The 14,897-nt window shown below is 63.0% G+C and carries 15 protein-coding genes; 14 read left to right on the forward strand and 1 reads right to left on the reverse strand.

Annotation, left to right across the window (positions count from 1 at the left end; all coding sequences use genetic code 11):
* Positions 1-139 precede the first annotated feature (139 nt).
* The 11 genes from infB to O148_RS17780 all read left to right on the forward strand — a co-directional run bounded on the left by infB (position 140) and on the right by O148_RS17780 (position 11,209).
* Positions 140-2,989 carry a translation initiation factor IF-2 gene (infB, locus tag O148_RS0108270; protein ID WP_026530538.1) on the forward strand — a complete coding sequence of 950 codons (2,850 nt, stop codon included), beginning with the start codon at positions 140-142 and terminating at the stop codon, positions 2,987-2,989.
* Positions 2,990-3,082: 93 nt separating this feature from the next.
* A complete protein-coding gene (gene rbfA, locus O148_RS0108275; protein WP_026530539.1) occupies positions 3,083-3,520 on the forward strand; it encodes a 30S ribosome-binding factor RbfA in 438 nt (145 codons plus the stop codon).
* Between the two features lie 49 nt (positions 3,521-3,569).
* Positions 3,570-4,151, forward strand: a complete 582-nt coding sequence (locus O148_RS0108280; RefSeq protein WP_026530540.1) for a TetR/AcrR family transcriptional regulator — start codon at positions 3,570-3,572, stop codon at positions 4,149-4,151.
* Positions 4,141-5,088: a tRNA pseudouridine(55) synthase TruB gene (gene truB, locus O148_RS0108285; protein ID WP_035745537.1), complete on the forward strand. Its 948-nt coding sequence runs from the start codon at positions 4,141-4,143 to the stop codon at positions 5,086-5,088. Before O148_RS0108280 ends, truB begins: the two co-directional genes overlap by 11 nt.
* A complete protein-coding gene (locus tag O148_RS0108290) occupies positions 5,088-5,453 on the forward strand; it encodes a hypothetical protein (RefSeq protein WP_026530542.1) in 366 nt (121 codons plus the stop codon). Before truB ends, O148_RS0108290 begins: the two co-directional genes overlap by 1 nt.
* A 109-nt stretch (positions 5,454-5,562) precedes the next feature.
* Positions 5,563-5,940 (forward strand): hypothetical protein, encoded by a 378-nt coding sequence (locus O148_RS0108295; protein ID WP_420805777.1) that lies wholly within the window; start codon positions 5,563-5,565, stop codon positions 5,938-5,940.
* A gap of 37 nt (positions 5,941-5,977) precedes the next feature.
* Positions 5,978-6,547 (forward strand): DUF4345 domain-containing protein, encoded by a 570-nt coding sequence (locus O148_RS15645; RefSeq protein ID WP_051620016.1) that lies wholly within the window; start codon positions 5,978-5,980, stop codon positions 6,545-6,547.
* Positions 6,548-7,522: a bifunctional riboflavin kinase/FAD synthetase gene (locus O148_RS15650; RefSeq protein WP_035745539.1), complete on the forward strand. Its 975-nt coding sequence runs from the start codon at positions 6,548-6,550 to the stop codon at positions 7,520-7,522.
* Between the two features lie 307 nt (positions 7,523-7,829).
* Positions 7,830-8,099 carry a 30S ribosomal protein S15 gene (rpsO, locus tag O148_RS0108310; RefSeq protein WP_026530544.1) on the forward strand — a complete coding sequence of 90 codons (270 nt, stop codon included), beginning with the start codon at positions 7,830-7,832 and terminating at the stop codon, positions 8,097-8,099.
* A gap of 254 nt (positions 8,100-8,353) precedes the next feature.
* Positions 8,354-10,630, forward strand: a complete 2,277-nt coding sequence (locus tag O148_RS0108315) for a polyribonucleotide nucleotidyltransferase (RefSeq protein WP_026530545.1) — start codon at positions 8,354-8,356, stop codon at positions 10,628-10,630.
* 294 nt (positions 10,631-10,924) lie between these two features.
* The gene (locus O148_RS17780) at positions 10,925-11,209 is read left to right on the forward strand and encodes a hypothetical protein (RefSeq protein ID WP_157374587.1); all 285 of its coding nucleotides are present in this window, start codon (positions 10,925-10,927) and stop codon (positions 11,207-11,209) included.
* 82 nt (positions 11,210-11,291) lie between these two features.
* Here O148_RS17780 and O148_RS0108325 read toward each other — a convergent pair whose 3' ends face one another.
* Complete coding sequence (locus O148_RS0108325; RefSeq protein WP_026530547.1) at positions 11,292-12,509, reverse strand: heparan-alpha-glucosaminide N-acetyltransferase domain-containing protein; 1,218 nt, start codon at positions 12,507-12,509, stop codon at positions 11,292-11,294.
* A gap of 57 nt (positions 12,510-12,566) precedes the next feature.
* Between O148_RS0108325 and O148_RS0108330 the strand changes: the two genes are divergently transcribed.
* From O148_RS0108330 to O148_RS15665, 3 genes are read left to right on the forward strand one after another with little or no spacing between them, the layout of a single operon-like run.
* Entirely contained in the window at positions 12,567-13,919 is a 1,353-nt protein-coding gene (locus O148_RS0108330; protein ID WP_084157219.1) for a M16 family metallopeptidase, read from the forward strand.
* A gap of 40 nt (positions 13,920-13,959) precedes the next feature.
* Complete coding sequence (locus O148_RS15660; protein ID WP_157374588.1) at positions 13,960-14,313, forward strand: ArsR/SmtB family transcription factor; 354 nt, start codon at positions 13,960-13,962, stop codon at positions 14,311-14,313.
* Between the two features lies 1 nt (position 14,314).
* Positions 14,315-14,839: an SRPBCC family protein gene (locus O148_RS15665; protein WP_051620017.1), complete on the forward strand. Its 525-nt coding sequence runs from the start codon at positions 14,315-14,317 to the stop codon at positions 14,837-14,839.
* The last annotated feature ends 58 nt before the right edge of the window (positions 14,840-14,897 follow it).

Below are 14,897 nucleotides of genomic sequence, written 5' to 3' on the forward strand. Positions count from 1 at the left end.
TGCCCAATGAGTGCCCAGCTATGAAAACTGTGCACAGTTTCGCACCCGGCCCCCGCGCTGAATTCCTCCGCGTGATGGGCAAACTCAAGAACTAGACGGTTCGTGCCTCACCTCGGCGCGGGCCGAGATGAGGAGAAATGTGGCAAAGGTCCGCGTTCATGAGCTCGCGCGCGAGCTCGGTGTAACTTCCAAGGAAGCTCTCGCGAAATTGCAAGAGCTGGGCGAGTTTGTGCGCTCCGCGTCCTCGACGATCGAGGCGCCCGTGGTGCGCAAGCTCCGCGATGCGTTCCCCGACGCCAAGCCCAAGGAAGACGCGCCAAAGGCAGAAAACGCCAGCGCCAAGAAATCTACTTCCACACCTTCGCAGAAGAACGACGGCGAGACCTCGCCTCAAGCGAGCCCCTCACCTTCTGCGTCGGCTACTCAGGCGGGTTCCTCCGCGCCCAAGCCGGGCGCGAAGCCAGCCCCTGCGGCAAAGCCAGAAACGTCGGATGCGGCCGCGGAGAGCGCCCCGGCGCCCTCAGCTTCTGCCCCGGCGGCCAAGCCGGGAGCGAAGCCCGCCGCGTCTTCGGGAGCTACAGCAACTCCAGGTAACGCGGTGCCGCGTCCCGGCGGTTCCGGCGGATCCGGTGGTCCGCGTCCGGGTAACAACCCGTTTGCGTCCTCTCAAGGTATGCCGCGTCAAGGATCGCCGCGTCCCGGTGGCTCCGGTGGTCCGCGTCCGGGTAACAACCCGTTCGCCACGTCGCAGGGTATGCCGCGTCCGGGTGGCTCCGGTGGTCCGCGTCCGAGTGCCCCGCGCCCAGGACAGGGCCAGGGCGGCCAAGGCCGTACCGGCGCGCCGCGTCCGGGTCAAGGCCAGCGTCCCGGCGGCGGCAACCGCCCGACTCCGGGAATGATGCCCAGTACCCGTCCCGACAACCGTCAAGGCGCCGGCGCTCCCGGTGCTCGTCAGGGCGGTGGCGCTCGTCCCCGTCCCGGACAGGGCGGCCCGGGCGGTCCCGGTGGTGCTCCTGCCGGTGGCGGTTTTGGCAAGGGAAGCCGCGGTCGCGGCGGAACTGCCGGCGCCTTCGGTAAGGGCAGTAGCCGGTCCAAGCAGCGCAAGTCGAAGCGGGCAAAGCGCCAGGAAATGGAGCAAATGACCGCTCCGAGCCTGGGCGGTGTGACCGTACCCAAGGGCGATGGCAACACCATTATCCGTTTGCGTCGCGGCGCCTCGATCACCGACTTCGCCGAAAAGATTGATGCGAACCCGGCCTCGCTGGTGACGGTGCTCTTCCACTTGGGCGAAATGGCGACCGCAACCCAGTCCTTGGACGAGGAGACCTTCCAGGTTCTCGCTGAGGAACTGGGCTTCAAGGTGCAGGTGGTGTCTCCCGAGGATGAAGAGCGCGAACTGCTCGAATCCTTTGACATCAACTTGGAAGATGAACTGGAAGCCGAAAGCGACGAGGACCTGCAACCGCGTCCGCCAGTGGTGACGGTCATGGGCCACGTTGACCACGGTAAGACCCGCTTGCTAGACGCGATCCGCAATTCCGATGTCGTTGCCGGCGAACACGGCGGCATTACCCAGCACATCGGTGCGTACCAGGTGCACGCCGAGCATGAAGGCACCGACCGCGCCATCACCTTTATCGACACCCCGGGTCACGAGGCGTTTACCGCCATGCGTGCCCGCGGCGCCAAGGTGACCGACATTGCGGTGCTCGTGGTCGCTGCCGATGACGGCGTCATGCCGCAGACCGTGGAAGCTCTCAACCACGCGCAAGCGGCCAATGTGCCGATCGTGGTGGCAGTCAACAAGATCGATAAGGAAGGCGCGAACCCGGACAAGGTCAAGGGCCAGCTCACCGAATACGGTCTGGTTCCCGAAGACTACGGTGGAGACACCATGTTCGTGAACGTGTCGGCTCGCGAGAACCTGCACATTGACGAACTCCTCGAGGCGGTCTTGCTGACCGCGGACGCCGCGCTGGACTTGCGCGCCAACCCAAACAAGGACGCTCGCGGCATTGCCATTGAAGCGAACTTGGATAAGGGCCGCGGCTCGGTTGCCACCGTACTGGTGGAATCTGGAACCCTGAAGGTCGGAGACACGATCGTCGCCGGTACCGCACATGGGCGCGTTCGTGCGCTCTTTGACGAGAATGGCGAAGCCGTTGAAGCGGCGACTCCTTCGCGTCCGGTCCAGGTGCTCGGGCTTTCCACCGTTCCGCGCGCCGGCGACTCATTCTTGGTCACCACCGATGAGCGCACCGCACGCCAGATCGCCGAAAAGCGTGAGGCCGCCGATCGTAACGCCGCCTTGGCGAAGCGCCGCAAGCGCATCACCTTGGAAGACTTCGATCAGGCCGTTGCCGAGGGCAAGATCGATACGCTGAACCTGATCCTCAAGGGTGACGTTTCCGGTGCCGTGGAAGCCCTGGAAGATGCACTGCTCAAGGTCGATGTTGGCGACGAGGTCCAGTTGCGTGTCATCCACCGCGGTGTCGGCGCGATCACGCAGAATGACGTCAACCTGGCGACCGTGGACAACGCGATCATCATTGGCTTCAACGTGCGCCCGGCAGAGCGCGTGGCAGAACTGGCCGAAAACGAGGGCGTGGACATGCGCTTCTACTCGGTCATTTACGCCGCGATCGATGACATCGAGAACGCGCTCAAGGGCATGCTCAAGCCGGAGTACGAGGAAGTTCAACTCGGTACCGCCGAGGTCCGCGAAGTGTTCCGCTCCTCCAAGTTCGGCAACATTGCCGGTTCCTTGGTGCGCTCCGGGACGATTCGCCGCAACTCCAAGGCTCGCCTGGTCCGCGACGGCGCCGTGGTGGGGGACAACCTCACCATCGATTCGCTCCGCCGCTTCAAGGAAGACGCCACCGAGGTTCGCGAAGGCTACGAGTGCGGTATCGGGCTCGGTTCCTTCAACGACATCAAGGAAGGCGACGTCATCGAAACCTTCGAGATGCGAGAGAAGCCTCGCGTCTAAACTCGTTTCACATCCCCGTACCGCATCGACATCCCCGCATAGGGGGATGAAAATGCGGTACGGGGATGTCAAACGCGAGAAAGGGAGAAACTTATGGCAGATCCAGCACGAGCCGCGCGCCTTGCCCAACGAGTCAAGGTGCTGGTCGCTGAGACGATTGAACGCCGCATCAAGGACCCGCGGGTGGAAAACCTCACCGTCACCGATGCCCGAGTCACCAATGATTTGCAGCACGCGACCGTCTACTACACCGTCTGGGGAGATGACGAGGCCAAGGCCGAAGCCGCGAAGGGCCTGGAGAAGGCTAAGGGTTTTCTGCGCACCGAGGTCGGAAAGAACCTGAACATCCGCCTGACGCCGACCCTGGAATTCGTCCCAGATGAGGTTCCGGTCAACGCCGAACACCTGGAGAGCCTGATTCGCGATGCCAAGGCTCGCGACGCCGAACTGGCCGCGCAGTCCGAAGGCGCACATTACGCCGGAGAAGAGAACCCGTACAAGGAGAAGCGCCAGGAGACCGAGTCCGAGTAAAGCTGCCAACGCCCCCACAACGCCAAGGAGCGCACCCATCCCCTCCCGCATGAGCGCCGAAGCTCGGCGCGAACAACTCATTGACGCGGCCGTCGAGGTTTTCGCGCACTACGGTTATGCGCGCGGGACCACGGAGGAGATTGCGTCCAAGGCGGGGGTGTCCCAGCCTTACGTGGTGCGCACCTTCGGGTCTAAGAAGAAGCTCTTCCTCGCCGCTCTGGAGAAGACACTGAACGAAATCACCGGGACTTTTACCCGTCCGTTGCCCGCGGGAGCGGATCGGCATCAGGTGGGTCGCCCGTATGTGAGTATGGCTCAGGAAACGGCGTATGGCAGGTTCCTGACCTGGGCGCTCATGCTTGGTGATGACCCGGACATTGCCGCCACTTGCCGCGCCGGACTGGCCGAAATCTATTGTGTGCTGCGCACCAACGCAAGATTTGATGCCGAGACGGCGAAGGAGTTCATCGCCACGGGTCTGCTCATTAACGCGCTGGTGACAACGCGCATCCTGGAAAACCTTGACGAGCACGCGGAACTTCACGAACTCGTCGCCACGACCTTGGGCTCCAACCTGAACATCGTTACCGGCGCGGGCAAAGACTCCCAAGGGGGCGTCGGTGAAGGATAAGCGCACTCCCAGCGGCCTGCTGCTCATTGACAAAGACCCGGGCTGGACCAGTCACGACGTTGTCGCCAAGATGCGAGGGCTCGCCGGCACGCGCAAAGTCGGCCACGCGGGAACGCTCGATCCGATGGCTACTGGGGTACTCGTCGTCGGGCTTCAGGGCGCAACGCGCCTGCTCACGCACATAGTCGGCGCGCGCAAGCGCTACACGGCCACCATCCGCCTCGGCCAAACCACCCTCACCGATGACGCGGAAGGCGAGTTCACCTCCCAGCCCGGTAGCGCAGGATTAAGCACGACGGCGTTGCTCGCCTCGGTCGCGAACCTCACCGGGGACATCATGCAGGTGCCCTCCAGCGTCAGCGCGATCAAGGTCGACGGGAAGCGCGCCTACGCGAAGGTCCGCGGCGGGGAAGAGGTCAAGCTCAAGTCCCGTCCGGTTACGGTGGATGCATTCGAGGTCCTTTCTCATCGCGTGACGACGGTTGATTCCGGGGCCGGCGGGCCTGTCGAGGTCTGGGATGTCGACGTGGATGTGACCGTATCATCTGGCACCTACATTCGGGCTTTGGCCCGAGATCTCGGCGCAGACTTGGGCACCGGAGGGCATCTGAGAGCGCTTCGCCGTCACACGGTGGGCCCGTTTTCGGTGGATCAGGCGCTACCCATGGCCGCGTTGGCCGAACGCGCGGCTGCGGGTGATTTGCCCATCATGTCGATGGCGGAAGCCGCGCGGCTGTTATTCGCGGTGCGCGAGCTCGATGAAGGGGACGTGGCGCGCGTGCGTCACGGCCAGTTTCTCGACGCGGACGCCCTCGACTATGCGGATGCGCCGGTCGCGGCGCTCGGCCCCGACGGTGCCCTGGTGGCGTTGCTCGGATCGCATTCTTCGGGGAAGATCAAACCGGTCACGGTATTTGCAGAAGATGACGGAGCATAGTGGACGCATATTTTTGGATCACCCTCGCGGTAGGCCTAATTTCCTCGATTCTCTGCATTGGCGCGGCGATTCGTAAGCTCGGGCCCAATGATGTGACGATCCTCTCGGTCGCGGCAGTGGAACTGTGCTTGATTGTGTATACCGTCGGGTCCATTGTCGGGCTCTTTGCCGGAAATTCGCCAAAGGGGGACCCCATCGAATTCTGGGGTTACATGGTGACGGCGATGGTCCTGCCCATTGGGGCGGTGTACTGGTCGCTGATTGAACGCACCCGGTGGAGTAACCTTGTCCTTGGCGCGGTGGGCTTGACCGTGATTGTGATGGTCGCCCGCATGAACCAGATCTGGTACGCGCCCACCGCTTAGAGCACAGTCGCAGGAGTTTTTTGTGAGTACGTCCCCGGAACCGCAGGTATCTGCCGCATCCCCTTCCACAGCGGAGAGAACGGGGCGGGCGTCCGGGTTTGGCAGGTTATTGGTCGCTATTTACGGCATATTCGCGGCAGCAGCCACCGCACGCGCCGGCTATCAAATCGGCACCAAATTCTCCGAAGCTCCCATCGCCTATTCGCTCTCTGCGTTCGCGGCAGTGGTCTACATTATTGCCACGATTTCGCTCGCCAAGCGCGGGCGGACCTGGTTCTTCATCTCGCTGTCCGCGATCGGGGTGGAATTACTGGGCGTCATTGTTATTGGACTCTTCAGCATCTTGGATCCGGCGGCGTTTGCGCATGATTCGGTGTGGTCCTACTTTGGGCGCGGTTACGGCTTTGTGCCACTCGTGCTTCCGCTAGTGGGACTGTGGTGGTTGTATCGCAATCGCGCAGACGCTAATCGTGAGAACATGAGCTAAACGCACCATTTTGCCCCAGAGAGAGGGAAGCAACACCATGAGCACACCCGAAGAGGGCGCCCCGAAGAAGTTCGATGTCTCGGCGTCCACACCGTTTTCCACCGATAGCGCCATTCCCGAGAGCGCGCCGGCGGATGAGGCGGACAGTGACAAGAAGACCATCGAGGAGCCAAAGTCGGAGCTGGACAAGAATGAGTGGAGTCCTTTCCGTTTCGCGGTGCTCGCGGTCGGTGTTGTCATTGTCTTGATCGGGTTGTATGAAGTTGTCTTGGGGACCCGTTCCCTGCCCGACACCCAAAATATCGGGGAGAACGCCAGCCTGGAATCCAATTACCGATTCTTGGCTGCACAGTTCGCCGCTGTCGGTGCCGCCTTCGTCGCGATTGCGATCAAGTTTGAGTGGGCGAATATGCTCTGGTTTGTCTGCGCCGCCGTCTTTGTCGGCGGACTGGCCCAGGTGTACTCGATCACGGTTTCTGGCGCGCCGCATCTGCTGCTGGTGGTGCTAATGGTGATCGAGCTCGCCGCGCCTCCGGCGATCCTGGTCTGGTACCAGTGGATCGTGAAAACCGAAGGCATGAAGCGCACCCTGGTTCAAGGAGAGTAATTGCAGGTGTTTCGTTCGCTGGCCGACGTTCCCCCCGACTTCGGCCCCAGTGTGGTGACCATTGGCAACTTTGACGGGGTCCATTTGGGCCACATGCAAGTGCTGGACACCATTAGAGCGCAAGCCGAATCCCGGGGAGTCAAGTCCGTTGTGGTGACTTTCGATCCGCATCCGGCGGTGGTGCACCGACCCGACGCGGCACCCGGGCTGATCATGGGTACCGAGGATAAGGTCGAGGCGCTGCGGGGTCTGGGCTTTGACGCGACCTTGGTCATGAACTACACGCTGGAGCTTGCCGGGCAAAGCGCCGAAGAGTTTGTGAAAAGCGTGTTCGTCGACGTTTTGCGCGCATGCTGTGTGGTGGTAGGGCATGATGTCCGCTGGGGCAAGGACAATAGCGGCGACATTTCCACCATGAAGGAACTGGGCGCCACATACGGTTTTGATGTCATCGAGGTCGCCGAATTCGGCGAGGAGCGCCGCAACTCCTCCACCTGGATTCGCGAGGCGCTCGAGGCGGGGGATGTGCGCACGGCGCAACGCATTCTGGGGCGTCCGCACCGGATGCGCGGACAAGTGGTGCACGGTGCCGCGCGCGGTCGCGAACTGGGTTTCCCCACCGCGAACTTGGCGCCGGAGTCCACCGGGCTGATCCCGGCAGATGGGGTGTACGCCGGTTGGCTCATTGAAGAGGATGGCACCCGATGGCCGGCCGCGATTTCGGTGGGCTCCAACCCCACCTTCGAGGGGGTGCCGCGACAGGTCGAGGCGCACGTCATTGACCGACCCGAAGAAGCGGTCGAGGACTTTGACCTGTACGGCAAGCACGTGGTGGTGGAGTTCGTGGAACGGTTGCGCGGCATGGTCGCGTTCACCGGGATTGAGAATTTGATTTTCCAGATGCGCCAGGATGTCACTCACGCGCGCGAAATTTTGGCGACCTGCGGCTACCAACCCGGCCCATCGCCGTCGTAATTAATCCCCACCCCTCCATTTCCCCCGCGCCCCATTCGACTGTGCCCAATTTCGACTGTGCAAAACACGCACGCGACACGCCGTTAAAGCGTGCATTATCTGCACAGTCGATTTCGACTGCGCACCGCAAACCCCACCATCAAGCCCGCAATTTTCCCCGCGACACGCCGACACGGTAGACTGAACGTTGAGTTTGGCTGCAGTCCGTGGCGGCCAATCTTTCTGCGTCGCGAGCCGGAAGGTGCAGCGCGCGGAACCCCGGCAGTGATTGGCTGACCCGGGCCGCACGGTACCGCAAGGAGAAAACGTGGCACTTGACGCCGCTATCAAGCAAGAAATCATCAAGGAATACGCCACCCACGAGGGTGACACCGGTTCGCCGGAAGTGCAGATCGCTGTGCTTTCCCGCCGTATTTCCGATCTGACCGAGCACCTGAAGGAGCACAAGCACGATCACCACACCCGTCGCGGTTTGATGGGGCTGGTCGGTCGCCGCAAGCGCATGCTTCGGTACCTGTCAGAGGTGGACATCGAACGCTACCGTAAGCTCATTGAGCGCCTCGGCCTGCGTCGATAGCTAAACTTGGATGGCGGCACTCCCGAACACCGGGAGCGCCGCCATTACACCATCCGGGGTGAAACGCCCCGGGCACAATTTCATTTGAGCACCCCGTGCGCCGCGACGTTAGTTTTCGCGGTCCTCGGTAGTGGCCTTCGGGAAGCGCCGCGCACAAGCAAGTGCGCACCGGCGCCGCCCCGCGGGCCTCGATCGAAGACCGAAACAACTCGACGCGCGCGTGCGGTTTGCTCCCAAACAAGGAGGAAACTCTTTTGAGTACTGAAGCACAGTACGCCGACGCCGTCATTGACAACGGTCGTTTCGGCAAGCGGACCATCCGCTTTGAAACCGGTCGTCTGGCCAAGCAGGCCGACGGCTCCGCCCTCGTCACCATCGATGACGAGACCACCCTGCTTTCGGCAACCACCGCGAGCAACAACCCGCGCGAAGGATTTGACTTCTTCCCGCTGACCGTGGATGTCGAGGAGCGCATGTACGCCGCCGGGCGCATCCCCGGCTCGTTCTTCCGGCGCGAGGGACGCCCTTCGACCGAGGCGATCCTCGCGTGCCGCCTGATGGACCGCCCGCTGCGCCCGGCGTTCGTCAAGGGTCTGCGCAACGAGGTGCAGGTTGTCGTGACCGTGCTCTCGATCGCCCCCGACGAGCTGTACGACGTCGTCGCCATCAACGCGGCGTCGATGTCCACCCAGCTCTCCGGCCTGCCCTTCTCCGGCCCGATCGGCGGCGTCCGCGTGGCGCTCATCGACGGCCAGTGGGTCGCGTTCCCGAAGTATGAAGAGCTTGAGAACGCCGTGTTTGACATGGTTGTCGCCGGCCGCATTGTGGGCGATGACGTCGCCATCATGATGGTGGAGGCCGAGGCCACCGACAACGCCTGGAACCTCATCAAGGACGGCGCCCAGGCACCGACCGAAGAGATTGTCGCCGAGGGTCTGGAGGCCGCCAAGCCGTTCATCCGCGCGCTTTGCGACGCGCAGGCCGACCTGGCTCGCCGTGCGGGCAAGGAAGTGCGTGACTTCCCGGTTTTCAAGGATTACGACGGCGATGTGCTGGCTGCCGTGGAAACCGCGGCTTCCGCGCGCCTCACCGATATTTTCTCCATCGCGGACAAGCAAGAGCGCGAAGCCGCCGCCAACGAATTCCGCGAGGAGATCGTGGCGCAGCTCGCACCGCAGTTCGAAACCGAAGAGGGCGGGCGCGAAAAGGAAATCGCTGCGGCGTTCAACGCGGTCACCAAGAAGGTGGTGCGCCAGCGCATCCTGCGCGACCAGGTCCGCATCGACGGCCGCGGCCTGACCGACATTCGCGAGTTGACCGCAGAGGTTGAGGTGCTGCCTCGCGTGCACGGCTCGGCGATCTTTGAGCGCGGCGAGACCCAAATCATGGGTGTCACCACCTTGAACATGCTCAAGATGGAACAGCAGATTGACTCGCTCTCCCCGGAGAAGGTCAAGCGCTACATGCACAACTACAACTTCCCGCCGTACTCCACCGGTGAGACCGGCCGCGTCGGTTCCCCGAAACGCCGCGAAATCGGCCACGGCGCTCTCGCCGAGCGCGCGCTGGTTCCGGTTCTGCCCAGCCGCGAGGAGTTCCCGTACGCGATCCGCCAGGTCTCCGAGGCCCTCGGTTCCAACGGTTCCACCTCGATGGGTTCGGTGTGCGCCTCGACGCTCTCGATGCTCAACGCCGGTGTGCCGCTCAAGGCACCGGTGGCAGGCATCGCCATGGGCTTGGTCTCCGATGAGGTTGACGGCCAGACCCGTTACGCCGCGCTGACCGACATCCTCGGCGCCGAAGACGCCTTCGGCGACATGGACTTCAAGGTGGCCGGTACCCGCGATTTCGTGACCGCGATCCAGCTGGACACCAAGCTCGACGGCATCCCCGCCTCGGTGCTGGCAGCCGCGCTGAAGCAGGCCCGCGAAGCGCGCTTGCACATCCTGGATGTCATGAACGCTGCGATCGACGCACCGGATGACATGAGCGAGTTCGCCCCGCGCATCATCTCGGTCAAGATTCCGGTGGACAAGATCGGCGAGGTCATTGGACCCAAGGGCAAGATCATCAACCAGATCCAGGAAGACACCGGCGCTGACATCTCCATCGAGGATGACGGCACCGTGTTGATCGGCGCGACCGAGGGCTCCGCAGCCGAGGCCGCCCGCTCCGCGATCAACGCCATCGCGAACCCGCAAGTTCCCGAGGTCGGCGAGCGCTACCTGGGCACGGTCGTCAAGCTCACCACCTTCGGTGCGTTTGTCTCCCTCACCCCGGGCAAGGACGGCCTGCTGCACATCTCCGAACTCCGCAAGCTCGCCGGCGGCAAGCGCGTGGAGAACGTGGAGGATGTCGTTTCCGTCGGCCAGAAGATCCAGGTGGAAATTACCAAGATCGATGACCGCGGCAAGCTCTCCCTCGCCCCGGTGGTGGATGAGGACGAGGCCCCCAAGGACCTCGGCTCCGAAGAAGCCACGTTCTCGGAGAACGCCGCGTTCCCCGGTGAAGGCGAAGACTACAAGGGCTAAAAACCCCTGAATTACGACGGCGGTGACTCACCTTTTTGGGGTGGGTCACCGCCCGTTGTGGTTAAGCGGGCCGGTCAGTCTCAGGTTGCCGCGTCCTTGGAGGTCGGCACGTCCCTTTCCGGGTCTGGGATTGGGGCGCCGTGGACCCATAACGGTTATGGGTCGAACCCGGTGCGGCTTCAGTCACCGGCACGAACCCTTTCCTCTGTATCTGAGCATTCCGCGGGCCGCGCGTGCCGCTGCTACCTACGTGCACGTCAGTCAGGTCTAAACTGGTCCCAAGAGGCGATGACGGTGAGTGTTCAGCCCGTGCCCAGACCTGGTAATGTTCCCGAGCAAGTGTCAATGTCGCGGCGGCGGTCGCTGGCTCGCGTTCCGTGGCTGTATGTGGCTTTTGCTGTGGCGCTTATTGCGAGCCCGTTCGCTTTCCTTCCCTTACTTCTCGTTGGCGCGGCCGCGGTGATTGCGGGCGTCTTTATTTATGCGATGGAGCGTCAGCAGATCCCGCTGGCGGTAGGGCTGGGGCTTGTATTGGGATCGCTGCCGTACCCAATTCTGGGACTGCTCCAGAACCTTTAGCGGTCTCGCGAAGTTTATGTGACAGTTTTGACCCGTTTGCTGCCACCGAATCGATTATGTGGCAGTTTCGGTGGGCAAACTGTCACGGAATCCGTCGAGGCGTTCCGCGGGCCAAGCGCGCCGCGGCGGCTGTCACCCACTCGAGCGGCCCCTTCCAGCGCAGTGCCATCAGGGCGAGCCCAAGAATCGTCGCGGCGAGCACGGTGTACCAAAAGAGCGGTGGGTCCTCGACCATGATGCCGTTCTCGTTCAGGATCGCGAGGGTAGCAACGTGCGCCGTGTAGAGCGTGAGCGGAATGCGGCCGAGCGCGGCCAACGGGATGATGAGTGGGCGCAAGTAGCGTGCCGCAAGTAGCAAAACCCCGATTGCGAGCAACGCGGTTCCTGAGGTGTGTAACAAGTCAATAATGGATCCAGAGTGCGGGGTCGGCACGGCGAGCCACCACCAGGACTCGTCCTTCCGGAACATGCTCGCGGTGACGTAGAAGTAAGCGTCAAAAGTGGCGGTGGCCCCCTCGCTGGTGGACTTGAGCGCGTTCAGTCCGCCGGCATTAAACATGAGGACTTGACCGGCGATCAGACTTACGGCGGCCGTGATCGCGCCGGTCAGGGCAAGCGTGGCGGCGACACGAATTTTCGTGAGATCGATCCGCGCGACCGCGATTCCCAGTAACACGTAGCCGAGCCATTGGATGACGGGGTAATAGCCGGTGAGAAAGACGTCGGGCAGGAATGCCGGGTCGAGAAGTTTTTCCCAGTCGGGGTTGCCCTCCAGTCGCGCGGTGGCCGGGTCGGCCCAGACAAGTTGGCGCAGCGGGTACGCCACGATCGGGCTCACCACGAGCCACGTTGCGGCGATCGGAAACAAAAACTGCGGGCGCACACCCAAGAACGGCAGGGCCAAGAGAAAGAGGAACGCGTATTGCACCAGGATGACCGCTACCCCGGAATCCCACTGACCCAAGGTCAGCCCAATCACCAGGACCACGAGCGCACGCGCGGCGATTCCGCGCCAATCCGCGGCGAGTTTCCCGCCGCTCGGGATGCTTCGACCACCGCTCATCAACCCCAACGATATGCCCGCCACCACGGCGAAGAGTGCCGAGGACCGGCCGGAGGCAATGAGCGCGGTGGGGGTCGGCTCGTTGAGGGAATCCAGCAGTGGAAACACGTGCGCCGCGACCATGCCGAGGAGGGCAAGGCCGCGCGCCGCATCAATCCCCAAGAGCCGTCCTGAATCGCCGCGAGTCGGGCGCCCCCTCGTGAACGGTGCGGACGACTGATCGGCGGCAGTTGACATGCGCCCATACTCTCACGCTTACGCTGGCCCCAGCTGGGTGAACTAAACTTGATACTTGTGCCCGCCATTGAACTACCGCTTTCGCCCACCTTTGTGCGCGCCCAACACGCCGTCGAGTTGGCCGGAGCGGATCCCACATTGATTTCGGGAGAACCCGGCGGTCCGATCGTCAGGCGCTCGGTGCTTCCTGGCGGGGTGCGCGTTTTGACCGAAGCCATGCCCGGCCAACGCAGCGCCACAATCGGATTCTGGGTCGGGGTCGGCAGCCGCGATGAAGCGGCGGGGGAGTACGGTTCCACGCATTTCCTGGAACACCTGCTCTTCAAAGGCACCCGCACCCGTTCGTCGCTGGACATCGCCGAGGCTTTTGATCGCGTCGGCGGCGAATCCAACGCGGCCACCGCCAAAGAACACACCTGCTATTACGCTCGCGTCCTGGACACCGACCTGCCCATGGCCATTGATGTCATCGCCGACATGGTCACCTCCGCCGTTCTCGACCCCGCGGAACTCGAACAAGAACGCACCGTCATCTTGGAAGAACTCGCGATGGACGCCGATGACCCGACGGATGTCGCCCATGAAAAGTTTGTCGCGGACGTTCTTGGCGAACACCCGCTCGGGCGGCCCATCGGGGGCACCCAAGACATCATTCGCACCGTCGGCCGCGATGCCGTCGCTGACCATTACCAACGCTATTACCGGCCCAACGAACTCGTCGTGACGGCAGCCGGTGGCCTCGACCACGACGTGGTGTGCGACTTAGTCATGCAGGCACTGGAGCGCGGCGGCTGGGAACTCGAACCCGGCGCGCTACCCGTGCCGAGACGCAGTTCGTCCACAGCGCTACTCACGCCAAAACCCGGCCGCGCCTTCCACGCGAAGTCGGTGGAACAAGCGAACGTCATCATCGGCGGCCCGTCCATCAACGCCACCGATGAGCGTCGCGCCGTCATGAGCGTCCTCAACTCTGTGTTCGGCTCCGGCATGTCCTCCCGGCTTTTCCAGGAGGTGCGCGAAAAGCGCGGCCTGGCATACTCCGCCTACTCCTTCAACGCCTCCTACTCGGACGCGGGGTACTTTGGCATGTACGCCGGAACGTCCCCGGCCAAGGTCGACGAGGTCGTCGCACTCATGGAAGCCGAACTCGAACTCCTTGCCAAAAACGGCATCACCGAGGCCGAGCGCGAGCGCGGCATCGGCCAGCTTTCCGGCGGAATCGTCCTCGGCCTGGAAGACACAGGCTCCCGCATGTCGCGGCTCGGCCGCTCCGAACTCGTCACCGGCGAGTTCGTGGACCTAGATGAAACCCTTGCCCGCATCAACGCAGTGACGCTCGACGACGTGCGGCAGCTAGCCGCGCAGCTCGCCTCCGCGCCACGCACCATCACGGTAGTCGCGCCCAAATAGGTATCTAGCCAGTTACGTAACCTTGTGGTTACATTAATGCGTGGCCGACATTTTCACGCTAGTTTCCGACCCCACCCGCCGAGCCATCCTTGAGCTCTTGCTCCAGGGGCCGCTGACGGCAGGGGACGTCGCCGAACGGTTCCCCATTGCCCGCGAGGGTATCTCCAAACATTTGCGACTGTTGCGAGACTCAGGTGCGGTGCGTGTGGAAGCCGAGGGGCGTCGTCGTACATATTTTTTAGAACCGGAAGCCCTGCGGGAACTAGACGAATGGCTCAATCCCTACCGGGAATTTTGGGAACAGCGTCTGGATGCGTTGGGCACGGAAATTGCGCGCGGCAAGCGCCGGGCGCAAGCGTCAGGCAGGGCAACCTCTACGCGAAAGCGAGCGTGACATGAGTGATTATCTGGTTTCGAAATTCGGCGTCGTCGGGGTGAACTCGGAAGATTCGAGCAAGCGGGACTTCACGATCTCCCACGTGTACGCAACAACTGCCGAAGACCTGTGGAGCGCCATCACGGAGCCGGAGCGCCTTGCGCGGTGGCTGGGGCCGGTGAGCGGAAATCTGCGTGAGGGAGGTGAGTACCTTTTCATCTTCAACGAAGACGACGAGAGTCAGCGCAGTTGGGGGAGGATCGAGGTGTGCGAGCCGACGTCGCGCCTCGAAGTCAGCTGGATTGTTCCCGGCGAGAGTGATGAATCCACGCTGGAGTCGCGGGTACGCGTCACCATTGCGGGGGAGGGCGACGGCGCACAGTTGACCTTGCACCATTCTGGGCTCACCGCCCAGCAGGCGACCGGTTACGCGGCCGGGTGGCATGCATTTTCGGAGCGGCTCGGCGCCGAGACGAGCGCCGGTCGGTTTGCGGCGCCAGTCTGGGATGCGCGCTGGGACGAGCTGTTCCCGCACTATCGCTAAGTGTGGCGTGTCACACCCCGGAAACAAAAGGGCGGTAGCATCGTGACAGGCTGCCAAA

It is taken from the genome of Haematomicrobium sanguinis DSM 21259 (genome assembly GCF_000688395.1).
Taxonomy (GTDB): Bacteria; Actinomycetota; Actinomycetes; order Actinomycetales; family Micrococcaceae; genus Haematomicrobium; species Haematomicrobium sanguinis.